We start from the raw sequence: 24,359 nt of genomic DNA, 5'->3' as shown, positions 1-24,359 counted from the left end.
AAGAGTATCTAAAATTCATTCTAATTATTTCCAAAATATCTTTATGGCTGCTGTCTTATTATTTTTGTACATATTATTTTTTATGTGGAAATTATATAAAATATTTTTTCAACAAACTAAGATTTATTAAATGATTTCCAAAAGTTACCTTTGGTGTTAATTATATTCATAATATAATTAAAAGGTATTTTGAAAGTAGGGAACCCTGCTGCATAAGGTGCAATTTCGTAAGGGTAAAAATAAATATAAAGATTTTCCTCATCTACATAGAAAGGTTGATTTGGTTTTATACTCTTAAATCCATCTGGATATACATAATAATAATCTTCATTGTTTTTTATTTCATAATCAATAATTTTATTTAACACTTCTACATAGTTACTACCTTCTTTAAACAAATCTTTAAGTTCATAAAATTTTCCTGTTGTTAAATCTATATGTGCATATATTTTAGTAGGCATGCCATGAGCTGCACCAAAATAATACTTGTATCCATTAATTTCAAGAACCAATAATTTGTTTTTAAAAAACTCTATATTAAAATCTCCAAAATAATTATAATCAATTTGTACATTATCTGGAATATCTATAATTTGAGATAATTCCTTTAATTTTTTATTTACATTTTCCTGTACATTTTTATCTTCCATACCTTTAACTTCAGGATAATACACTAAATAATCTCTATTAGGTCTATATTTTTTCTCCTGAACACTATATTTATTATTCAAAGGAATAATTGTATTTTGCTGCCATATAATATTTCCCTTAGTATCTAAATAACTCACTCTAAAATCTACATCTGACTTTATTATATTATTTTTCAAATACAAAATTCCAACACCTTGTACTGAAGGCAATCTATTAACCTTTTTTCCACTTAAATCTATAAAAAATGTATATTTATTATCAAAAGCAGAAGCTAAACCTTTATTATAATTTGAAACTCCATAATAAATAAAATCTGTAAGACTATTACCATCAGTATCAAAAATAGCATATTTAGAACCTATATATGGTTTTTCTTCATCAATAGCTTTCCCAACAGTTATTCTATTTTCACCTAATAAATCTATATAATTATATTTAGGCTCTATTACAAACTTACCAGTTTTATCTATAACACCATATTTATTTATATAATTTTCACTATTATTAATTACTGCTCTTCCTTCACTAAAAGGCAAAGCTAATACATATTGAGGCTTTATAACTACATTTCCACTTTCATCAATATATCCATATTTATATTCTGGATTTGCTTGAAAAGGTAAAAGTCCATCCCTTAAATCTCCTACATAATAATATGCATAAGTATTTAATACTTCTCCATTAATTCCTATAAGAGCATATTCTTTTTCTTTTACTTTAACTACTGCCTTACCTTTATTAAAGTTATTTGCAAATTCATATTTAGCTGGAATTACCTCTTTCCCTTGTCTATCTAAATATCCATAAAGATAATTTCCTTCTTTATCCGGATTGCCAAATAAAGCTCTTCCTTCTCTATACATTGCTATATAATTATAGGGTTTTGAAGTTATTACTTTACCCTTTTCATCTATTACTTTAAATCCTTCTTCATCTATTACTGATGCTCTTCCTTCAGAAAATTCACTAATAGAATAGTATTTTGGTTCTACTATATATTTGCCTTCTTTATTAATAATTCCATAAAATCCTCCTATTTCAATAATAGCAAGACCATTTTCTTGGAAATCCAAAGCAAAATCATATTCAGGCTTAATAACTAAATTTCCTTTATCATTTATATATCCCCATTTCACTCCTTTTACAGTTTTAATAGATGCAGCATATAAGTTATTTTCTTTATTTATTATATTTGATAATATTTCTCTATAATTATTTGTTTTTTTATTTTCTACCATATACCAAGAATTATACTGATTTTTAAGTACTATAATATAATTTTCTCCTTGCCATGTATAAGCTGCAACTATTTCTTTTATTCCATCTTTATCTAAATCACAATAAAATATTGCTAATTTTTTATAAGGTTCTTCTAATACTATAATCTCTGCCGTAAAGGGCAAATACATTTTTACAAAATTATTTAAACAAATTTCTCTCCACACAATAAAACTTCTCCTATATATTGTTCTAAACATATTATATGAAATGAACTTTTTTTATGTTACATTTAAACTACATCTAATTTATTTAAATGAAAAATTAGTTATGCATTCTCCTTATAAAACATTTTCTATTTTAGTAGAATACATTATGAGTATTTTCAAAGAAAAATAAGTATAAAAAATCATTGAATCTTATTGGTATAAAAGCAATGAAGGCAGAAAAAGAAAATACTACAAAATAACAGAAACAGGTAAAAAATACTTACAAAGTAAAAAAGAAGAATGGAAAGTATTTAAAAACTCTGTAGATTCTATTATTTGGGAGGGATTTTCTTGGATATAAAAAATAATACTCATGTAGAAACATTTTTAAATAATATATGTGCTTTCATTAAATTTAAAGAATGTCATGAAGAAGTAAAATTAGAACTGCAAACTCATATAGAAGATAAAACTCTAGATTACATAGAAAAAGGTTTAAAAGAAGATGATGCAATAAAAAAAGCCATTGAAGACATGGGCGATATAGAAACTATAGGAAAAAGATTAAATATAGCTCACAAAGGTGGTTTTGACTTAGGAATAATATTATTAAGTTTATTCTTAACCTTTACTGGTATATTCTCATCCTACTTAATTTGTTACAACGGATATACTGAAATACAAGGCATGGATTTGAAAAAATTACTTGTAAGTCTTATTCTTGGAATACTAGTATCAATTGTACTATATATGTTTAACTATAAAAAATTAAAAAAACACTCATTTAAAATTTTTTTAGCCTTAATTTTTATTATGGTTTTTATTTGTATATTTGGTTCAAGAGTAAACGGAAGTTCCTATTTATATATAATGGGACATAATTTTAGTTCATTTAATCTAATTTCAATATTAATACTTTCTATTTGTGGAATACTAACTAAAGAAAACTTAACAAAAAGAAAAAAAATTATTTACTCTTTTATTTTATTTGTATTACCTTCATTACTTATTATGCTAATTCCTGACATGGGCGGTATGCTAGTTTATACTATAGTTTTTGCTGTAATATTATTTAACTGTAATTATAAACTAAGGCATATACTACCTGTAATTTCAATAAATATAATTCTATTTATTACACTTATTTTAGATAGTAAATATTTTGTAGCAAAATTAACCTCCTTTCTGAATTACAAAGGTGATCCAGAAGGAATAGGATATATTCATTGTGTTCTTCAAAAAACAATTCATTCTGCTGGATTTTTTGGACAAGGTAAAACAAACTATGAAACCATTATATATCTTCCCTCTAGGGAATCAGATTTTATATTTGCATATATAACTAATACTTTTGGTTGGATTGGCGCTGTAATTTTAACTTTATGTATAGCATTATTTATTATAAAATTATATAAATTAAGTTACAAAATTAAAGATCTTTACGGTAAAGTTTTAATAAGAGCATTTACTACTCTACTTGCAGCTCAATTTGTTTTTAATATTTTGATGAATTTAAATATGTGTCCAATAACAGGAATAGGATTACCTTTTATAAGCTATGGTGGCAGTAATATATTCTTTAACCTAGCAATAATAGGTTTTATAATGAGTATTTATAGAAGAAAAGATATATACACACTATTGAATGTGGAAAGTTGATTTTTTGTCTTAATATAGCATTATTGCGACGTTAGAGGTAGGATATTAGAGGAGCAAAATTAATAACAGTACTTTATATTTTAAAATTATTTACGACGATAGTCATTTAGTTGTAAACTGTTATTATTTAAATTATAATTAGTGCATACATAAACTATAATTTATCTGGGAGATTATTTATATTAGTTTTACAATAGCTGAAAGAAACGAGGTAGAGATATGTTAGGTATATATTTTAGCGGAACAGGTAACACCAAACATTGTATTGAATTGTTCGTAAAAGAACTTGATGTAGCATCAAAGTGTATTTCTATTGAAGATTTGAAGGTCTTAGATGAAATACATAAAAATGATTTTATCATTTTAGCGTATCCCGTATATTTTAGCAATTCACCTAAAATAGTGAGAGATTTTATTTTCCAAAATAAAACCAAATTCATGGGTAAAAAAGTTTTTATCATTGCAACTATGGGTTTGTTCAGCGGGGATGGCACAGGTTGTAGTGCAAGGTTACTTGCTAAGTGTGGTGCTGAGATTGTTGGCGGGCTTCATTTAAAAATGCCTGATTGTATAGGTGATGTAAAGGCATTAAAGAAAACAATAGAGCAAAATAAAGTTATTGTAAAGCAAGCATATGTAAAGATAAAAAAGGCTGCAAATAATCTAAAAAACGGACATGCAACACAAGAGGGTATTGGTCTTCTCTATCATATTGCAGGTCTTTTCGGTCAAAGACTTTGGTTCTATGGCAAAACAAAAAATTATTTAGATAAGCTGAAAATCAATACTGAAAAATGTATCGGCTGTGGTATGTGTGCGCAGCTATGCCCGATGAAAAACTTATCTATTGTAAATGGTAATGCAGTACAAAATGGAAGATGCACTATGTGTTATCGTTGTATAAGCAATTGCCCTAAACAAGCAATTACTCTGTTAGGAAAAAATATATATGAGCAATGTAAAATAGAGAAATATATTTAATGAACATAATGAGAAACTGGCAAATTCCAATTTATAAAGTTGAAATAACATAATTTTAGCTTTAGTTATGTCGTATTTTCTTAAATATAAATTTCTACTATTAAATTTTAAAAAATCAATAACCCCAAATGCTAACGCATAAATTTTCTTACGAAATTTTTTTATAAGTCCTTATTATTATAATTTAAATTGAGATATTATTAGATGAAAATGGATTGGAAATTCATTTTTGTCTAATAATATCCTACCTCTAACATCGCAATAATTCTATATTAAGCAAAAAACAAAATCCCTATAGATTAAAATCTATAGGGCTATAGTAATCAATTACTATCTTCTGAATCCTCTGTTATTTTGTTGTTTTCTTGCTTTTCTGCAAGCTGGACATCTTTGAGGTTCATTTTCAAATCCTTTTTCTTTGTAGAAAGCTTGCTCGCCTTCAGTGAATACGAATTCTTTACCACAATCTTTACAAACAATATTCTTATCTGCCATTTCAACATTCCTCCTTTTTCAAAAATTAAGATCTAAAAAGAGGATATGTTGTCATCTAATTAAACCTTATTATAAACAAATAATACTTATTTATTTTATCATAGCTATAAGTAATATGCAACACTTTTTTATAACATTAATCATAGATTTCTTAATACAGGAAAGAAATTCTCATTGACTCTTAACTAAAAAAATTACTTTTTAAATATCCCTAAAGGTTTTCCTACAGGTAAAAATACTTTTTCAAAATGATTGTTTAATACAGATGCTGCTGAACCATAGAAGGAAAAAAAGGATATTAAAAGTTCAGAATAAGCAGCTAATTTATGAGAAAATTCTGATATTATTCCAAAAGAATTTAAAGTTAATCCTAAAAACAATAAATCTATTAATACAAATATAGTAAATAACACTTTATGAGTTTCTGCTGCACCAATTGTCATGAAAATTGTAAATATTAAGTATCCTAAAAAAGCAAATCCTAATTGTTTTCCATCTACATTTGAAGCTAATTTTTCTCCAAAAGTTCCTAATTTGATAAGCCAAGACATTGCCATTCCAAACCAAAAGAAAGCATATCCTCCAAAAGCTGTAGTGCCAAATGTATTTCCTCTTTTTGAATCTTCAATAGAAGCAAACAATTGAGCAAATGCTCCTAAAAATATTGCCCAAGGTATTACAAAAGCTACTCCTTCTGTTAATCCAAGCTTTTGAGATGAGGCTACAAGTGTAACCATAGCTAGTCCAAAAAGTCCTATAGCTGATGGATCTGAATTTGTGATTTTTATATTTTTAACTTCATTGCTTACATTCCCTGATGACATAATATATCTCCTCCTTAATTTAAATTACAATAAAATATATTGTATTTTATTGTAATTATATTCTATTGGATTGTTAAAACAAAGTCAATATTTGATAAATAATTTAAAAAAATGTAAAATTTTAATGCATTTTTTTATTATTTTAGAATTGTTTAAAACTAATTTTTATCAATATATTTATTTATTTCATAAAAAATAATCGAGGATTATAATCCTCGATTCACCTTGTTAAAGCTCTTTTCCATTTTATTAATAAATCTGGTCTGTAATTAATTAATATTCTAATAAAATCCTCTAAAGCACCAGCTTTATCTATGGCTTTTATAAGACTATAAGGTATAGGGACTTTTTTGCTAAAGCTTTTTCTAGGATCTATAACTTTAACAGATTCATCCTTTTGTATAAATATATGTTCTCCCCTCATATCTAATTTTTTGAATTTTAGCCTCTTAAATTCTTCTATTAATTCTATTAAATTTAGTGCTAATTTTTTAGATAATCCTTTTCTTTTTATATAGTCTTTAATCTTTTCACCGGATACATATTCTCTTAACATATATTTTTTATTGTATTTTATAACTTTAGGAAAAACTGGACTTCCTTCTACAGCTTTTAATATAATGTATTCAGATTTGCACTTTTTTTTATTTTTAAATACTTTTAATACATATCCCTCTGGGGTTAAATAAACTTTCCCTTCATGTCCTTCTCCTAGAAACCTACATTCATTTATATTAACACCTAAATACTTTTTACTAATAATATTTCACCTTCTTGCAAGTGATTAAATAAATCCCCTTACTATATACTATTTGATAAATTATGTAATGTTACTTTTTTAAATTTAACTTTATAGTTTTATCCTTAATACAATATATTATGATATTCTAAAAATGTAGGATATTTACATAAAAAAATGAATTAAAAATAATCTATATAAAAATAACAATACAGCCACATAAAGAGAGTTTGTAAATAAGTCATTTCATTAAGACACTCTAAGAATAAAAAATAAAAAAACTCCTACCCAATTTATGCCCCGTCCTTGGGGCGGAAATTGGCTCATCACGTCCTGTGATGAATTACGGAGTTTTTTTTATTTTTTCTTCTAAGAGTGTTTAAAATTCATTCAAATTATTTACAAACTCTCTTTATGTGGCTGTATTGTTATTTTTATATAGATTATTTTTAATTCATTTTTTTATGTAAATATCCTACACTTTTAGAATTGTTAGATAAATCCACTCCAAACATATCTAATATGAATATGACTATTGGGATTCCTAATAAAAGTCCCCAAGCTCCCATAAAGTGTTCTGAAATAATAAGTATTACAAAGGTAAAAAATACTGGAAGATTTGTTTTATTTGACATAAGTTTAGGGTTTAATACATAGCTTTCAAAGGAATGTATTATAGCTATCATTACAAGTACATAAATTACCTTTACTATACCTCCCATTTCAAATGCCATTAAACAAAGGGGTACAAGAGATATTATTACCCCTGCTACTGGGATTAAGCTTAATATAAATATCATAAATCCTAATGCAATTAAACTTTTAAACCCTATAAAATAAAGTCCTATAAGTGAAATAAAAGTATTTACTAATGCTATAATTATTTGAGCCTGTATTACTTTTCCAAAGGAATTTAAAAAGCTTTTTCCAAAGTAAGATAAATACTCATAAAAAGGAGATATTTTACTTTTACTAAATTTTTTCATAAAACATTTAATTTGATCTTTTTGAAGCACAAAAAATAAGCTTAATATTAATGCTAAAAACAAATTAAATATTCCTTTTCCAAAGTGAGTTGCTAAAGTAACTATATTATTTACTGACATTTGTATATACTTTTCAATATCTATTTGTTCTAGTATTTGAGCTATGTATTTAGAGTTTTCAATTTGTATATTGGATACATGTTCTACAAGGGTTATACTTTGATTTATTGCAATAGGTATATATTTTACACTTACAAAAACCAAAAGTAAAGTTATTAATATGTATATAATAAAAGTAATTAATTGGGGACTTATTTTTATAAATTTATTAAGTTTAACTACAATAAACTCCTTAACATTATCTATAAAATAAGAAAATAAAAATGTTAATAAAACTAAATCAAATATAGATCTTAAAGAATATAAAAGTAATACTAAAACACTAAAGTAAATAAGTTTTTTTGTAGAATCCCTTGCTATAAATTCCTTAAACATAATAATTTTCTCTCCTTAATTATAAATATATTTTATATCCACCTATATTCTAATATCAAAGTAATTTTAAATCTACAATATATTCTAAAATAATTAAAAATAATCTGTATAAAAATAATAATACCAGTAGATATAAAGAGAGTTTGTAAATAATTTGAATGAATTTTAGACACTCTTGGAAGAAAAAATAAAAAACTCCGTAATTCATCACAGGACGTGATGAGCCAATTTCCGCCCCAAGGACGGGGCATAAATTGGGTAGGAATTTTTTTATTTTTTATTCTTAGAGTGTCTTAATGAAATTACTTATTTACAAACTCTCTTTATACCTACTGGTATTATTATTTTTATGCAGATTATTTTTAATTATTTTCTACTTGCAAATATCTCAATGATTTTTTATTTAACAAACTAATAATATATTTTGTTTTATTTATTTAAAACTAATTTTTTTACATATAAATCATTTCTATTTTTTAAATCTATAAAGTCTCCATCATATAAAAGAAGGGGTTTGGACAAATTATTAATATCCACTTGGATTATCTTGCAAACTCTATTATCATTAAGCATAACATATTCTCCAATATAATAATTTATTATATGTTCAATAAATATTTTAGAATAAATATAATGTAACTTTCCTAAACTACTTTTTTGTATAATTTCCAATGCACCAAAAGGATCTATGCTTTTTTTATGAACTCTACTTGAATTTACTGCATCAAAAGTATCTGCTATAGCTATTATTTTTGCAAAATCATGTATGTTTTTATCTTTAAGTCCTAAGGGATATCCAGAACCATCTAATCTTTCATGATGCATTAATATTCCATAGGATACTGATGTACTTAAATAAGGTATATCTTTTACAATATTATACCCAATTATTGGATGTCTTTTTATTTCTTCAATTTCTTCTTCTGTAAGTTTAGTTGATTTGTGTAATATTTTAGAATCTATCTTTGATTTTCCAAAGTCATGTAAAACTGCAGCATAAACTAGTAAATTCAAATTACTTTTGTCCAATCCAATCCATTTTCCTAATAAAAAACTTAAAGTAGCTACATTTATAGAATGTTTAAATATTGAATCTTTGCCACTTCCATGTAAAACTATATTTTTTACTACTAAACTTGGTGAATTTATTTCATCCATTATTTTCTTAGAAAAATTTCTTACTTCTTCAATATCTGTTTTTCCATTACTATTGATTGCATCAAATATACACTTTACACTTTTAGTAAATTTTTCTACACTAATTTCTACATCTTCCATTTCTTTTTTATGAGATTTATTTCCATAATATTCATTCTCAAATTCATGGTATACTAGAAGATACCTTTGAAAATAAAACTCTTTTAATTTTTTTATTATATTTTCATTTATTTCCAGACCTTTAATCACTAAAGTGGAACCATCTACTACTATATCTTCTGCAGCAATCATACCTGTCTTTAAATCGTTTACGTTAATTTTAACTTTTTTATTATTACCCATTCACTATCACCTTTCACAAAATCATATTAAATTATTCTAATCTACAATTTAATTATACATATATTAAAATTATAAATAAAGCAATTTTAACAAAATAATACATATATTTACTTAGAAATTAATATATGTATTACTTTAGTTGAATTACACAGAATTTTTATACTTATACCAAACAGATTTTATAGACATATAATCCACTTCTTCTGGTAAAACCTCTTTTATTGGTTTTAATTTAGAACCTCCTATTTTTCTAATTGCATTTAATATGGTTTCTTCATAATCCTTTTGAATAAAATCATTTACATCTATATCCATATTTTCTTCTAAGCACTTAAATAAATGATTTTGTATTGTAATAATAGTCAATTCCCTATCTTTTGAAATTTCCTTTATACTTTTTCCTTCCTTATACATTTTATAAGTTATTTCATGGGTTTTTAATTTAGTTTCTTTTTTACTTTCATTTTTAGTTTCACTTTTTAAATCTTCTATTTTATTTTTAATTTCTATATTATTTTCTTTAATATAATTATTAATAGCATCTATAAATTTATCTCCATATACTTCTGCTTTCCTTTCTCCTACACCTTTAATTAAAAGCAGTGATTCTTTATTTATAGGCATATATTTGCTAAGTTCTTTTAAAGTAGCATCGTGAAAAACCATAAAAGGTGGTATACCTTCTCTTTGAGATATTTCTTTTCTTAAATTCTTTAATATTTCAAACAATCCATTATCTGCTTTAGCTGACTTCTTAATTTTAGTAACTTTCATAACTACAGATTTTTTGCCTTTTAAAACGCTATATGCCTTAGGTTTTAGCCTTACCACTGGATACTTATCTTCTGTGGTTACTAAATAATCATCTGCTATTAATTTGTTTATTACTGCCACTATTTTCTTTTTAGAAAAATCATTCATTATGCCATGAGTTGAAAGCTTATCTAAGCCTAAACTTAAAACTCTTTTATTTTTAGAACCTTTAAGTACATCCGCTACCATATTGGCTCCAAATCTTTCTCTCATTCTATAAACACAGGAAAATATCTTTTGAGCTTCTATTGTAATATCCTTTTCTTCTCTATCATCATTACAACTACTACAATTACCACAGTTTTCTTCTAAATTTTTTTCTCCAAAATACTCTAATATATATGACCTTAAGCACTTTGAAGTATAGCAATAATCTACCATAGCTCTTAATTTTCCATACTCATAATTTTTTCTATAAGGAGATAGTAAGCTTTCATCTATAAAATACTTTTGAATTTGTATATCTTTAGGGGCAAATAAAAGTACACACTCACTTTCTTCTCCATCTCTTCCTGCACGTCCTGCCTCTTGGTAATAGGCTTCTATATTTTTAGGCATATTATAATGTATAACAAATCTTACATTAGATTTATCTATTCCCATACCAAAAGCATTGGTTGCCACTATTATTTCTATATTATCAAAAGAAAAATCTTCTTGAACTTTTTCTCTTTCTTTATCACTTAAACCAGCATGATACACCCCTACACTATATCCTTTATTACTAAGTTTTTCATATAAACCTTCTGCTTCTTTTCTTGTAGCTGTATATATTATACCTATTTTACCTTTATTATTTTCCAAATAATCGCATACAAATTTTTCTTTATATTCTCCTTTTATAACAGTAAATCTTAAATTTTCTCTATTAAGTCCTGTAGCAAATACATTAGGATTTTTAAGAGCTAAAAGATTTAAAATATCCTTTTTTACAAATTCTGTTGCTGTAGCTGTGAAAGCTGCTACTATTGGTCTTTTATGTAATCTATCAATAAAATCACTTATTTTGGTATAACTAGTTCTAAAATCATGTCCCCACTGAGATACACAGTGAGCCTCATCTACTGCTACTAATGAAATATTTAAATCATTTAAACTATCACAAAAACTTTCTGCTTCTAATCTTTCTGGAGCTACATAAATCAACTTATATAATCCTAATCTAGCATTAAATAATCTTTCATTCATTTCTAATCCAGTTAAAGAACTATTTATGTAAGTAGCTTCTATTCCTTGACTTATTAAAGAATCCACTTGATCCTTCATAAGTGAAATAAGAGGAGATATTACAATAGTTACACCTTCCATAAGCAATGCAGGTATTTGATAGCAAATAGATTTTCCTGCTCCTGTAGGCATAATTGCCACAGTATCTTTTTTATTTAAAATGCTTTCAATTACTTCTTCTTGTGCTTTCCTAAATTCACTATATCCAAAGTATTTTTTTAAAGCCTTTTTGGCATTTATTAACATAATCATCCTCCTCTAGATTAAATCCATAGGATTAGTTACACTATATCTATATCAGTATTATAAACCTGTATTTTATAAACATCAATTTTTATATATTCCTACTAGCTAAACCTTACCCCAATTTACCGCCTATTATAATTTAAAAATTAATATACTAAATGTTTTTTATTTCCTTTTATCATATAGCCGTAATATTCCCACTTCTTAAAGTAACATAAGTGGGGAATGTAATACTATAATATATAGCTTAATTATTGTTTTACTAGTATATATTTTCAATAAAAGCATGATATACTATATTTAGAAAGTGAATTGAAAATAATATATGTATATATTGCAAAAGAAAGTATTTACAAATAATTATAAGAAAGGAATATTAAAATGAACTTATCAACTTTAATAATAATAATAAACATAGTTCTAATTATATTTCTAATATTTTTTGAAAGAAGAAATCCATCTGTTACTTGGGCATGGTTATTAATTTTAACATTATTTCCCATACTAGGTTTCTTAGTTTATTTATTTTTAGGACAAAACCTAAGCCGTCAAAAAATGTTCGATAAAAAAATAATTAATGATATAAAGCAAAATGAGTGCATAAAAAATGTAGTAAACTGCTATAAATGTGACTTAAGCCTTTTAGAAAATAAAGATATTATTAAAATGCACTATAGAAATGCTAAAGCTTTATATACTCAAAACAACGAAGTAAATTTGTATTTTAATGGTGAAGAGAAATTTAATGCTCTTTTTGAAGAAATAAAAAAAGCTAAAAAATTTATACACATGGAATACTATATAATTCAATGGGATGATTTAGGCAATAAGCTTATAAATTTACTAACAGAAAAAGCTAAAGAAGGTGTAGAAGTAAAGCTTCTATTTGACGCCATGGGTTCTCGTAGATTAAATTTTCGTAGGAAAAAAGCCTTAAAATCTCTAATAGATGCTGGTGGTAACTATGCTGTATTTTTTCCAAGCTTATTTGCTTTTATAAATAAAAGAATTAACTATAGAAATCATAGAAAAATAGTTGTTATAGATAGTGAAATTGCTTTTTTAGGTGGCTTTAATGTAGGAGATGAATACTTAGGAAAAAGTAAAAAAAGAGGTCACTGGAGAGATACTCATATGAAAATATCTGGTGAAGCTGTTAACGACTTAGAAACTAGATTTCTTTTAGATTGGATTTATGCAGCTAAAGAAAATATAGAAGATTATTATAAATACTTTTTACCTAAAAATTTTAAAACAAAAAATGTTGGTATGCAAATAGTATCTAGCGGTCCTGACCACAGAGAACAGTATATAAAAAATGGTTATGCAAAAATTATAAACAATGCTAAAAATTATCTATATATTCAAAGTCCTTATTTTGTTCCTGATGAAACTTTGTTAGATGCACTGAAAATGTCTTCTTTATCTGGGGTGGATGTAAGAATTATGATACCAGGAAACCCCGATCATAAAATAGTATTTTGGGCAGGACAATCCTATATTAGTGAACTTCTAAATGCAGGAATAAAAGTATTTTTATATAAAAAAGGCTTTATTCACTGCAAAGTAATAATGTCTGATAACTCTGTTTGTAGTATTGGCACTGCCAATATGGATATAAGAAGTTTTAAATTAAACTTTGAAACAAATGCCTTTATATATAATACTGAAATTACAAGCATATTAAAGAACCAATTTATCATAGATATGAAAAATTCAAGAGAAATTAACTTAAAAGAATTTAAAAATAGACCAAAAATAAATAAAATACTAGAATCCATAACAAGACTTTTATCACCTATTTTGTAATTATAAAGTTTTAAAGAAATTGCATGGCAATTTCTTTAAACTGTGTTCTATAAATATTTCTTTATCTCTTCTACTGAAGGTACTCTTCCCATTATTTTTACATTTTCATCTACTACAAGAGCTGGTGTTTTCATTACTCCATAGGATACTATATCTTTAAAATCTGTTACCTTCTCAACTTCAGCATCGATATTTAATTCCTCTATAGCTTTTTTTGTGTTTTCCTCTAATTTTTTGCAATTTGCACAACCTGAACCTAAAATTTTAATTCTCATGTTTATCCTCCTTTTTTGTAATATAGTTCTGTTAAGTTATATGAACATTGATTTTCTCTACCTATTATCATAAAAATAGAAAAACAATGAAATAACATCACATAAATATATATGAAAATCCATTAAATGTGTATCCTATTATAATTATTCCCAAAGACACTATAGCTATAAATATTCCTAAAAGTTTTGGTTTTACAACCTTGCTAAGCATAATCATAGACGGAAGTGAAAGAGCAGTTACAGCCATCATAAAAGATAATATTGTTCCTACACCTACTCCCTTTCCAAACAAAGCTTCGGCTATTGGAAGTGTTCCAAATATATCTGCATACATTGGTATTCCTACAGCAGTAGCTAAAAGCACTGCAAAAGGATTATTTTCTCCTATTACTTTTTCTATAATGGATTGAGGAATCCAATTGTGAATTGCAGCTCCAATGCCTACTCCTATTAATACATATAGCCAAACTTTGTGTATTATTTCTTTTACTTGACTCTTTGAATAAGATATTCTTTCTTTTCTAGTCATTTCATATGAATCAACATCAACATTTTCTATTCCAAAAACATATCCTTCAACGTACTCTTGCATGTTTAATTTATCAATTATAGTTCCTCCTACAACTGCAAGAACTAGCCCTACTATTACATAAGCTGTTGCTATCTTTCCTCCAAAGAAAGATGTTAGCATTAAAAATGATGCTAAATCTACTAGAGGAGAAGATATTAAAAAAGAAAATGTAACTCCTAAAGGTAACCCTGCTGATGTAAAACCTATAAAAATAGGAATACTTGAACAACTGCAAAATGGTGTTATTGTTCCTAAAAGTGCACCAAATATATTGCCTTTTATACCTTTAAAATTTCTAAGTATTTTTTTTGTTCTCTCTGGCGGAAAATAACTTTGAATATAAGATATTGCAAATATAAGTACTGATAAAAGTATAAATATTTTTATAGTATCATATATGAAAAAGTGTATGCTTCCTCCTAATCTTTCTTCTATAGATAATCCAAATAACTTTTCTACTAAAAGTTTTACTAAGTCTGAAAGCCATTTCATTTTAAGTAATTGGTTATTTAAAAAACTAAATATATTCATAAAAATCACCTCCTACATTTATTACATTTTTTCATTTCAATATACTTTTCTGCATATTTAATTTTTTCTACATCGCTTTTTAACACTGAATATTCTTCTATGTTATCTACTATATCTTTAAGTAATTTTTTTAAAACTTCATCTTCAATATTTAAATAATAAAAAATAAATTGTTCTCTTCTTTCATCCTTTACTATTGCCATATTCCTAAGTTTAGCTAAATGTTTTGATACTTTAGGTTGAGATATATCCATAATTCCGCACAATTCACATACACATAGTTTTTCATGAAAAAGTAAAACCATTATTCTTAGTCTTGTTTCATCAGAAAGTAGTTTAAAAAAATTCGTTAACTTATACAACATTTTTCACCTCTTTCAAAAGATTAATATACTCATATACTCATATGAGTATATGAGTATATGAGTATATTAATCTTTTTATTCCAATTTGTCAATATTTTTTAAAAATAAATTGCCCATATTTTAGTAGCTTGTTGAATAAAAAAACTATCCTCTTCCCCAAACTACCGGTATGCGGTCTTATCAGACCTCTATAAATCCAAATTAACAAAATTAAAAATTTTTCGTAATGAAATGGAGAAAAATTCTCCAAAACTCTTAACTTTTCTCTCTTCCCTCTTAACTAAAGAAACATTTCCAGCAAAATCTACTGCTCTTACTCCATAAATTAGTTTTTTAAATCTCTCTTTTAATGGTGGATTATCCGTAAATGTCATTGTAATTCCCTTATTAACTCCTCCATATATTCTCTGAACTTTGGTGTTAAAAATGACTTTTTTATTTCTATATACAATATATTCATATACTCCCATATTATCTTTTGAAGCTTCCCAATTTATTAAAAATTTATTTAATCCTATTTTTTTAACTGTAACTTTAGCAGGTTTAGTAGGTGCTTGTTTTTCCAAATAACCCTTTTTTACGTAATCTAAATATGTTTTATGAAAACCTTTGTGAATATTATTTGGACTATAATAATGACTATAAGCAAAAGTTATAAAATCGTCTACATATTTGCTTTCAATTTTCATTTGCTTAATAAATCTATCTAAAGTAGCACTAGACCAATCAAAATGGTTAAAAGTTTCTGTATTTGCCCAAAATAAAATACCTGGTTTAGTATTTACTGCAGATCTAAGTTCACAAAACCAATCTGCTACTTCATTTATATTTAAACCACCTCCCCCAACAGAATCTTGAGGACAAAATATATCTCCATTACCTAAATCAGTATTTTGAAATAAATAAGCCCAATTTTTTGCATATTCTTTAGGTGTTCCATATTTAGAATTCATAAAAGGTGATAACATAAAAGGCAATCTATGATTTTTTTCTTTTAAATGTTTTAAATTTATATTTATAGCATTAGATAATATTGAAAACTGTTCCTTAGTTCTAAAATTTAAATTATCCACTTCATATACCCAATACCATCCATAAAAAGAATTTGGGTATTTAAAATGGTATTTAGTATACAATTCATCTGCTATTAAATTTCCTCTTTCCATTTGAGCATAAAGCCAATTAGGTTCTCTTGCTGCCTTTTTCCACCAATCAGCATTGAAGTTAATGCCTAAAAAAACTTTAATACCTGATTTTTCAGCATTTCTAAGGCACATATCTACAATATCTACATTAGGATATTCCATTTTCCCTGCTGGAATTTTTGTAGGATAAATAGTTTTTGTTACATTGCCTTCTGTGATAGAAGTTCCCATAACCACATAATGCATTTTCGCTTCCTTTAAATAATGAAACTCACTTTGCCATTTTGAATCATTCCATTTTTTAACCATATCTGCTTGAATAAAAGTTCCATTAGCTAAAGGATATTTATTTATAAATTTAGAATATTTATAAAAATTTGACTTTAACATGTTTTTGAAATTATACTTGTTATTTTCCATATTATACTTTAAACTCCTTTTAAAATACCACTATTAACTATTTTATATAAACTATAACTTTGAAAAATAGAACACTTTTGTAAACTGTATCTATAACAAAAATTACTAGGCTATATATTTATATTTTTATGGCTTTTTTACTGTATTTATAACAGTTTTTTTTATATAATAAAAAGCAAGCCTCATCTTCATCTAATATTTATCTTCCTTGTAACTTGATACAATTATTCTTTGTAACCCGATTCAACTATAGTTTTGTTTCAATGTACAAGCATTATTGCTAAATAATTCTAAATTTAAATGAAAGTGGGTATTAATATGAAAAAATCTATTAAAAAATTGTTAATTGGTTCTGTGTTTACTACATTTATTTGTGCATCAAGCGTATTTGTTGTTTCAGCTACATCTGGTAATTATAAAGTAGCCTTTGGGGACACTATGTGGAAAATTTCAGTTAAAAATCATGTAAGTCTAAATGAGCTTATCAAAGCTAATCCTCAAATAAAAAATCCTAGTATTATATTTCCTGGGCAAAAAATAAATATTCCTACTGCAAAGAAAACAACTTGTAATACTAGCGTAAATTCTAATACCACTGCTAATACTAGTACAAGCTCTAACAATGTTAAACCTAATAACAATACAAACTCTACTAATGCAAATTCTACTAATAGTGACATAAGCTCTATTGAAAGCGAAGTAATAAGACTTGTAAATGTAGAAAGACAAAAGGCAGGTCTTCCAGCATTAAAAGCTAATTCAGAACTTTCTAGAGTAGCAAGATATAAATCTCAAGACATGGCAGATAACAAATATTTTTCTCATACTTCACCTACATATGGTTCACCTTTTGATATGATGAAGAAATTCGGAATAAGATTTTCTGCAGCTGGTGAAAACATAGCTTATGGTCAACGTACAGCACAAGAAGTTATGAATGGATGGATGAACTCACCAGGTCACAGAGCAAACATATTAAATAGCTCCTTTACTGAAATAGGAGTAGGTGTTTATAAATCTTCCTCAGGAGTATACTACTGGACACAACAATTTATAAAACCAATGAACTAGAACATATTTTTAAAGTAATATAGTTTTAGACAAGAGCAGTTCAGTTGATAGTTGACATTTGAGATAGGACAGTGGTGATAATATAATTTCAGTAAAAATGATTTATATTTAAAAATTACCCACAATAATTAGAAATATATAAAATTTATGTGTTCTTTCTAATTATTGTGGGTGATTAAACTTAAGTTGAAAAAACTTTTATAAATCTCTTTTAGCAAGTAAAATGATGATTGATATTAATATTTTACTTGAAATAATTTTAATTTATCCTTTCTAGATAATTGCTTTATTTCATATTCCCTTTTCATTGCTTCATTTTTTGTTTTGAATTCTTCAAAGTATTTTAGCTCCACTGGACATCTGCAACGGGTGTATTTTGCACCTTTTCCTTCATTGTGTTCTTTAATTCTTCTTTGTAAATCTGTGGTATATCCTGTATAAAGTGTACCATCTTTGCATTGTACAATATATACATAAGCCCTATTCAATGCACATTTTCCCCTTTGAAATACTTATATATATTTTTTATTTAATTCCTTTAATATTTTTGCCGAATTGTGTAAACCTTTTCTTTCGTCTTCTGAAATTTCTGCATTAACTATTTTTTCTATTCCATTTGCCCCTATTATGCAAGGTGCAGCAATGCAAACATCATCTATTCCGTATTCTCCAGAATATAATGCTGAAACTGTTAAGAATGCTTTTTCATCTTTTACTATAGCTCTTACTATTCTAGTTACAGAAGAAGCTATTGCATAAGAAGTATATCCCTTTTTATTAACTACATCGTATCCTACAGTTTTAGCCTTATTTGCTAATTCTGCTTTTATGTCATCATTTATTTCTAAGCCTGTTTTATCAATAGGTATTCCACCTATAGTTGCTATACTCCACATTACTACTTGTGAATCTCCATGTTCGCCTAATATCCAAGCGTTTACTTCTTGTGGACCTACACCATATTTTTTAGATATAAAATGTCTTAATCTAGCACTGTCAATAACTGTACCTGAACCTATAATTCTATTCTTTGGGAAACCAGAAATTTTATGAGTTTGATATGTTAAAACATCTAAAGGATTTGCCACTTGGATTATTATAGCATTAGGATTGTACTTAATTACTTGAGGAATTACATCTTTGTTTATTTCTAAACCTTCTTCTATGATATCTAACCTTGATTGACCTTTTTCAGGTTTAACTCCTGCTGCAATTATAACTATGTCAGAATCTTTTGTACAGGAATAATCACCAGCTTCAACGTCTATAGAACTTCTAAAAACTGTACTTTGTCCAATTTCCATAGCTTCAGATTTTGCCTTATCTTTATCAATGTCTAGTAATACCACTTTTGAAGCAAGTTTTTGTACTACAATTGAATATGCAGTAGTTGAGCCTACATGTCCTGCTCCTATAATTGAAATTTTGATGTTTTTGTCTTTCATATACATTCTCCCTTCCTTTGATTAATTTTATTATTTTGATGTTTGAAGTTTTTAAACTATGGCTGCAACATATAAAATGCTGCAGCATAGTCTATATCTGTTTGATGTTGATAATTATTCTTTAATTATATGCTAACATTAAAAAATCCATAACTCAAATACTGAATATTTAGAATTTGTTTAATTTTGGCGAATTATTCCGAACTATTTAATATATAGTCATTATTTCACTAAATCATAAACTTCTAAATTTTCTTCATTTATTCCCTTAATTTTTACATCTACCATAGCCTTTAATGTGTCTAATGCTGTTATTACTCCTATGTTTCTCTCTACTGCAGCTCTTCTTATATGGAATCCATCTCTTTTTGAATCATTTCCCTTAGTTGGAGTATTCACAACTAAGTCTACTTCTTTATTCTTAATTATATCTATTATATTAGGATGTTCTTCTTTAAGCTTTCTAACTTTTTTAACTTTCATGCCAGCATTCTCTAAAAGCTCTGCTGTTTTTGAAGTTGCTACAAATTCAAATCCTATTTGTGTTAACTTCTTAGCTATAGGTAAAAATTCTTTTTTATCGTGATCATTTATAGTAGCAAGTATTGTTCCTTTATCTTTTTTAGTAAACATATTTGCTGCTACAAATCCTTTATATAAAGCTTCTTCTAAAGTTCTTCCGACACCTAAAACTTCTCCTGTAGATCTCATTTCAGGTCCTAGTGAAACCTCAACTCTTGGAAGTTTTTGTGTAGAGAATACTGGTACTTTTACTGATACTAAATCTGGTTCTTTATAAATATCTACACCATAACCTAAATCTTTTAGTTTTTCACCTAACATAACTCTAGTCGCTATATCTACTATAGGAACTTTACTTACTTTACTTATATATGGAACTGTTCTTGAAGCTCTTGGATTAACTTCTATAACATATAGTTTACCTTCAAACTCTATAAACTGAATGTTTATCATTCCCTTTATTCCTATTGCTAAAGCAAACTTTTTAGTGTATTCTAATATTTTTTCTTTAATATCAGAATTTACATTTGGGCTTGGATACATAGTTATACTGTCCCCTGAGTGAACTCCTGCTCTTTCTAAATGTTCCATTATTCCTGGTATTAGTATATCTTCTCCATCAGATATAGCATCTACTTCTATTTCTCTTCCCATTAAATACTTATCTATTAATATTGGATTTTTACTATCTTTATTAAATGCATTTGTTAAATAGTATACTAACTCTTTTTCGTCATAAGTTATTTCCATTCCCTGTCCCCCAAGTACATAGGAAGGTCTTACAAGTACAGGGAAACCTAACTTTTTAGCTTCTTCTAATCCTTCTTCTATAGTCCATATTCCTTTTCCCTTAGGTCTTGCTATTTCAAGTTTTTCTAATAGCTCATCAAATTTTTCTCTATCTTCCGCTTCATCTATTTGATCTGCAGTAGTACCTAAAGTTGCTATGTTCTTTTCTTTTAAGAATTTAGCAAGTTTTATAGCTGTTTGTCCTCCAAATTGAAGTATTACACCATTTGGTTTTTCTTTTTCTATTATGTTTAGTACGTCTTCTTCTGTAAGAGGTTCAAAATACAATTTATCAGATATATTAAAGTCTGTACTAACTGTTTCTGGATTATTATTAACTATTATTGTTTCTATACCTAGTCTTCTAAGCGCTTTTACACAGTGTACTGAAGCATAATCAAACTCTATACCTTGTCCTATTCTTATTGGTCCTGAACCTATAACCATAACTTTTTTATTGTTTGAAACTTCTACTTCATCATAAGTTTCATAAGTTGAATAATAGTATGGTGAAAATGCCTCAAATTCTCCGCCACAAGTATCTACCATTTTATATACAGGCTTTATACTCCATATAGTTCTAAGTCTATATACATCTTCAGGACATATTTTAAGCATATCTGCTATACCTTTATCTGAGAAACCTTTTCTCTTTAATTTATAAAGCCATTCCTTATCTAAATCATCTACCTTACTAAGTCTTAATCTTTGTTCCTCATCTACTATCCATTTTAATTTGTGTATAAAGAATTTATCTATACCTGTTATTTGAGATACTTTATCTAATCTATAATCTCTTCTTATCATTTCAGCTAAGGCAAATATTCTTTCGTCATCTGGAGACACAACTCTTTCTTTTAACTCTTCCATACTTAAATCTCTAAATTTTTTATATTCTAAAGAATACTTTCCTATTTCTAAAGATCTAATTCCCTTTAAAAATGCTGCTTCAAAGTTACTTCCTATAGCCATTATTTCTCCTGTAGCCATCATTTTTGTTCCTAATGCTCTATTAGCTCCTTGGAATTTATCAAAAGGCCACTTTGGAATTTTAACTACTACATAATCTAAAGTTGGTTCAAAACAAGCATAAGTTTTTTCAGTTACTGCATTTTTTATTTCATCTAATCCATATCCTAAAGCTATTTTTGCCGCTACTTTTGCTATTGGATATCCTGTTGCTTTTGATGCTAATGCAGATGAACGACTAACTCTTGGATTTATTTCTATAACAGCATACTCAAAAGAATTAGGATTTAGTGCAAACTGTACGTTACATCCACCTTCTATACCTACTGCATTTATTATATCTATTGCAGCACTTCTTAACATTTGATGTTCCTTATCTGCTAAAGTTTGAACTGGTGCTACTACTATACTATCCCCTGTATGTATTCCTACAGGATCTATGTTTTCCATATTGCACACTGTAATACAGTTTCCAAAGCTATCTCTCATTACTTCATACTCTATTTCCTTCCATCCCTTAACACTTTTTTCAAGAAGTACTTGTCCTATAGAGCTTAATTGAATTCCTGATTCTAATATGCTTTCTAATTCCTCTTCATTTTCTGCTATTCCTCCACCAGTTCCTCCTAGAGTATAAGCTGGTCTAACTATAACAGGATATCCTATTTTACTTGCAAATGCCTTACCGCTTTCAACATCTGTTACTATTTCACTTTCTATACTTGGTTGATTTATTCTATTCATCATACTTCTAAATAGCTCTCTATCTTCTCCCTCTTTTATAGATTCTATAGAAGTACCTATTACATTAATATTATATTTTTCTAATATTCCTTTATCATAAAGTTCTACAGCTAAATTTAGTCCTGTTTGTCCTCCCATTCCTGCAAGAAGACTATCTGGTGTTTCTTTAGCTATAACTTTTTCTACAAATTCTAGTGTTAATGGTTCTAAATAAACTTTATCTGCTACTTCTTTATCTGTCATTATAGTTGCTGGATTGCTATTTATAAGAACAACTTCTACTCCTTCTTCTTTTAAAGCTTGGCAAGCTTGCGTACCAGAATAATCAAATTCTGCTGCTTGACCTATAACTATTGGACCTGAACCTATAACTAAAACTTTTTTTATATTTTTATTTAATGGCATATGACTACCTCCTAAATTACATTTTATAAATTTGCTAAAAAATTAATATTAAATCTATAGTGCATACTTTATAAATTCATCAAATATATACTCTGTATCTTTTGGACCTGGACATGCCTCTGGATGAAATTGTACTGAAAATATAGGTAAATTTTTATGTTTCATTCCTTCTATTGTTCCATCATTTACACTTACATGAGTTATTTCTATTTCCTTTGGTAAATCACTTACATAGTATCCATGATTTTGTGAAGTTATATGAACTTTATTTTCTTTTAAATCTTTAACAGGGTGGTTGCATCCTCTATGACCAAATTTAAGTCTAGAAGTTTTTCCTCCTAAGCTTAAAGCTAAAAGTTGATGTCCTAAGCATATTCCCACAATTGGTTTCTTTCCTATGAACTTTTTAATATTTTCTATAGATTCTTTTAAATCCTCTGGATTCCCTGGACCATTTGATAAGAATATTAAATCTGGATTTGCAGCCAAAACTTCTTCTGCTTTTGCGTCTGCTGGGAAAACTGTTACTTTACAATTTCTTTTTGTAAAACATCTTACTATGTTTTGTTTTATACCAAAATCCATAATAGCAATATGTTTTCCTTTTCCTTCTATTGTGTACTTTTCTTTTACAGTAACATTTTTAACAGCATCATTATTTGTAAACTCTTTTATTTTTCCTTCTACTTGCTCATAGGAAAAATCCTCTAAAGTAATTATTCCCTTCATAGTTCCATTATCTCTTAAAATTTTAGTTAAAGCTCTAGTATCTATTCCTTCTAAACCTATAACTTTATTTTGTTTAAGATAATCTTCTAATTCTAATTCAGATCTAAAATTACTTGAATAATTACATTTTTCTCTAACTATAAATCCTTTAACGTAGGATGATTTTGATTCCATATCCTCTAAGTTTATACCATAATTACCTACAAGAGGATATGTCATTGTAACGATTTGACCATAATAAGATGGATCTGTAAGTACTTCTTGATAACCTGTCATTCCAGTGTTAAAAACAACCTCTCCAACACTATCCTTTAGGTAGCCAAATGCATTTCCTTGAAATGTTGTTCCGTTTTCTAATATAAGTTTTGCTTTCATAATAGACCTCCTTAATACTTAAGTAGTTCTGTTAAGTTATATGAACATTGCTTCCCCTCAACCTATGAAATATAATAGATTTACCATAAAAATATTACCTCCCAGAAAGGAGAGAGGAAACAATGAACAAAGCTAATAAAAAAATCACCTG

Annotated in this window: 20 protein-coding genes; 5 read left to right on the top strand and 15 right to left on the bottom strand. The window is 26.9% G+C overall.

The window, feature by feature from the left end:
* Nucleotides 1-116 precede the first annotated feature (116 nt).
* A complete protein-coding gene (locus tag CLOACE_RS07050) occupies nt 117-2,129 on the bottom strand; it encodes a WG repeat-containing protein (RefSeq protein WP_070110401.1) in 2,013 nt (670 codons plus the stop codon).
* A 148-nt stretch (nt 2,130-2,277) separates the two neighbouring features.
* Between CLOACE_RS07050 and CLOACE_RS12115 the strand changes: the two genes are divergently transcribed.
* From CLOACE_RS12115 to CLOACE_RS07035, 3 genes are all read left to right on the top strand, one after another.
* On the top strand, nt 2,278-2,439 hold the full coding sequence (locus CLOACE_RS12115) for a PadR family transcriptional regulator (protein ID WP_084027575.1): 162 nt from the start codon (nt 2,278-2,280) through the stop codon (nt 2,437-2,439).
* Complete coding sequence (locus tag CLOACE_RS07040; RefSeq protein WP_070110400.1) at nt 2,430-3,737, top strand: FtsW/RodA/SpoVE family cell cycle protein; 1,308 nt, start codon at nt 2,430-2,432, stop codon at nt 3,735-3,737. The genes CLOACE_RS12115 and CLOACE_RS07040 overlap by 10 nt, the downstream gene beginning before the upstream one ends.
* A 219-nt stretch (nt 3,738-3,956) precedes the next feature.
* Nucleotides 3,957-4,718 carry an EFR1 family ferrodoxin gene (locus tag CLOACE_RS07035; RefSeq protein ID WP_070110399.1) on the top strand — a complete coding sequence of 254 codons (762 nt, stop codon included), beginning with the start codon at nt 3,957-3,959 and terminating at the stop codon, nt 4,716-4,718.
* Nucleotides 4,719-5,048: 330 nt separating this feature from the next.
* On the opposite strand, the gene CLOACE_RS07030 is transcribed toward CLOACE_RS07035, so the two are convergent.
* From CLOACE_RS07030 to recQ, 6 genes are all read right to left on the bottom strand, one after another.
* The gene (locus tag CLOACE_RS07030) at nt 5,049-5,213 is read right to left on the bottom strand and encodes a zinc-ribbon domain-containing protein (RefSeq protein WP_070110398.1); all 165 of its coding nucleotides are present in this window, start codon (nt 5,211-5,213) and stop codon (nt 5,049-5,051) included.
* 194 nt (nt 5,214-5,407) lie between these two features.
* The gene (locus CLOACE_RS07025) at nt 5,408-6,037 is read right to left on the bottom strand and encodes an acetate uptake transporter (RefSeq protein WP_070110397.1); all 630 of its coding nucleotides are present in this window, start codon (nt 6,035-6,037) and stop codon (nt 5,408-5,410) included.
* 220 nt (nt 6,038-6,257) lie between these two features.
* Nucleotides 6,258-6,593: an RIO2 family protein gene (locus CLOACE_RS11980; RefSeq protein WP_242866419.1), complete on the bottom strand. Its 336-nt coding sequence runs from the start codon at nt 6,591-6,593 to the stop codon at nt 6,258-6,260.
* Nucleotides 6,594-7,225: 632 nt separating this feature from the next.
* A complete protein-coding gene (locus tag CLOACE_RS07015) occupies nt 7,226-8,257 on the bottom strand; it encodes an AI-2E family transporter (RefSeq protein WP_070110395.1) in 1,032 nt (343 codons plus the stop codon).
* Between the two features lie 429 nt (nt 8,258-8,686).
* The gene (locus CLOACE_RS07010) at nt 8,687-9,757 is read right to left on the bottom strand and encodes an HD-GYP domain-containing protein (RefSeq protein ID WP_070110394.1); all 1,071 of its coding nucleotides are present in this window, start codon (nt 9,755-9,757) and stop codon (nt 8,687-8,689) included.
* 144 nt (nt 9,758-9,901) lie between these two features.
* Complete coding sequence (gene recQ / locus CLOACE_RS07005) at nt 9,902-12,043, bottom strand: DNA helicase RecQ (RefSeq protein WP_070110393.1); 2,142 nt, start codon at nt 12,041-12,043, stop codon at nt 9,902-9,904.
* 381 nt (nt 12,044-12,424) lie between these two features.
* Here recQ and cls point away from each other — a divergent pair, with 381 nt between their 5' ends.
* Nucleotides 12,425-13,852, top strand: coding sequence for a cardiolipin synthase (gene cls / locus CLOACE_RS07000; protein ID WP_070110392.1), 1,428 nt, complete (start codon nt 12,425-12,427; stop codon nt 13,850-13,852).
* A 47-nt stretch (nt 13,853-13,899) separates the two neighbouring features.
* On the opposite strand, the gene CLOACE_RS06995 is transcribed toward cls, so the two are convergent.
* The 4 genes from CLOACE_RS06995 to CLOACE_RS06980 form a co-directional block, all read right to left on the bottom strand.
* A complete protein-coding gene (locus CLOACE_RS06995) occupies nt 13,900-14,127 on the bottom strand; it encodes a thioredoxin family protein (protein ID WP_070110391.1) in 228 nt (75 codons plus the stop codon).
* A 97-nt stretch (nt 14,128-14,224) separates the two neighbouring features.
* Nucleotides 14,225-15,229 (bottom strand): permease, encoded by a 1,005-nt coding sequence (locus CLOACE_RS06990; protein WP_070110390.1) that lies wholly within the window; start codon nt 15,227-15,229, stop codon nt 14,225-14,227.
* A gap of 5 nt (nt 15,230-15,234) precedes the next feature.
* Nucleotides 15,235-15,594 (bottom strand): ArsR/SmtB family transcription factor, encoded by a 360-nt coding sequence (locus tag CLOACE_RS06985; protein ID WP_070110389.1) that lies wholly within the window; start codon nt 15,592-15,594, stop codon nt 15,235-15,237.
* A 188-nt stretch (nt 15,595-15,782) separates the two neighbouring features.
* Nucleotides 15,783-17,159 (bottom strand): DUF4434 domain-containing protein, encoded by a 1,377-nt coding sequence (locus CLOACE_RS06980; protein ID WP_070110388.1) that lies wholly within the window; start codon nt 17,157-17,159, stop codon nt 15,783-15,785.
* A gap of 318 nt (nt 17,160-17,477) precedes the next feature.
* On the opposite strand from CLOACE_RS06980, the gene safA reads away from it, so the two are divergent.
* Nucleotides 17,478-18,230 carry a SafA/ExsA family spore coat assembly protein gene (gene safA / locus CLOACE_RS06975; protein ID WP_070110387.1) on the top strand — a complete coding sequence of 251 codons (753 nt, stop codon included), beginning with the start codon at nt 17,478-17,480 and terminating at the stop codon, nt 18,228-18,230.
* Nucleotides 18,231-18,466: 236 nt separating this feature from the next.
* On the opposite strand, the gene CLOACE_RS06970 is transcribed toward safA, so the two are convergent.
* From CLOACE_RS06970 to CLOACE_RS06955, 4 genes are all read right to left on the bottom strand, one after another.
* Nucleotides 18,467-18,718, bottom strand: coding sequence for a GIY-YIG nuclease family protein (locus CLOACE_RS06970; RefSeq protein ID WP_070110386.1), 252 nt, complete (start codon nt 18,716-18,718; stop codon nt 18,467-18,469).
* Between the two features lie 24 nt (nt 18,719-18,742).
* Nucleotides 18,743-19,675 carry an L-lactate dehydrogenase gene (locus CLOACE_RS06965; RefSeq protein WP_084027573.1) on the bottom strand — a complete coding sequence of 311 codons (933 nt, stop codon included), beginning with the start codon at nt 19,673-19,675 and terminating at the stop codon, nt 18,743-18,745.
* A gap of 222 nt (nt 19,676-19,897) precedes the next feature.
* Nucleotides 19,898-23,104 carry a carbamoyl-phosphate synthase large subunit gene (gene carB, locus CLOACE_RS06960; protein WP_070110384.1) on the bottom strand — a complete coding sequence of 1,069 codons (3,207 nt, stop codon included), beginning with the start codon at nt 23,102-23,104 and terminating at the stop codon, nt 19,898-19,900.
* Nucleotides 23,105-23,158: 54 nt separating this feature from the next.
* Nucleotides 23,159-24,208 carry a carbamoyl phosphate synthase small subunit gene (locus CLOACE_RS06955; protein ID WP_070110383.1) on the bottom strand — a complete coding sequence of 350 codons (1,050 nt, stop codon included), beginning with the start codon at nt 24,206-24,208 and terminating at the stop codon, nt 23,159-23,161.
* Nucleotides 24,209-24,359: the final 151 nt, after the last annotated feature.

The sequence above is a fragment of the Clostridium acetireducens DSM 10703 genome (assembly GCF_001758365.1).
Lineage (GTDB): Bacteria > Bacillota > Clostridia > Clostridiales > Clostridiaceae > Clostridium_C > Clostridium_C acetireducens.
The sequence above is the reverse complement of the archived record's forward strand: the minus strand, read 5'-3'. Positions and strand labels throughout refer to the sequence as shown.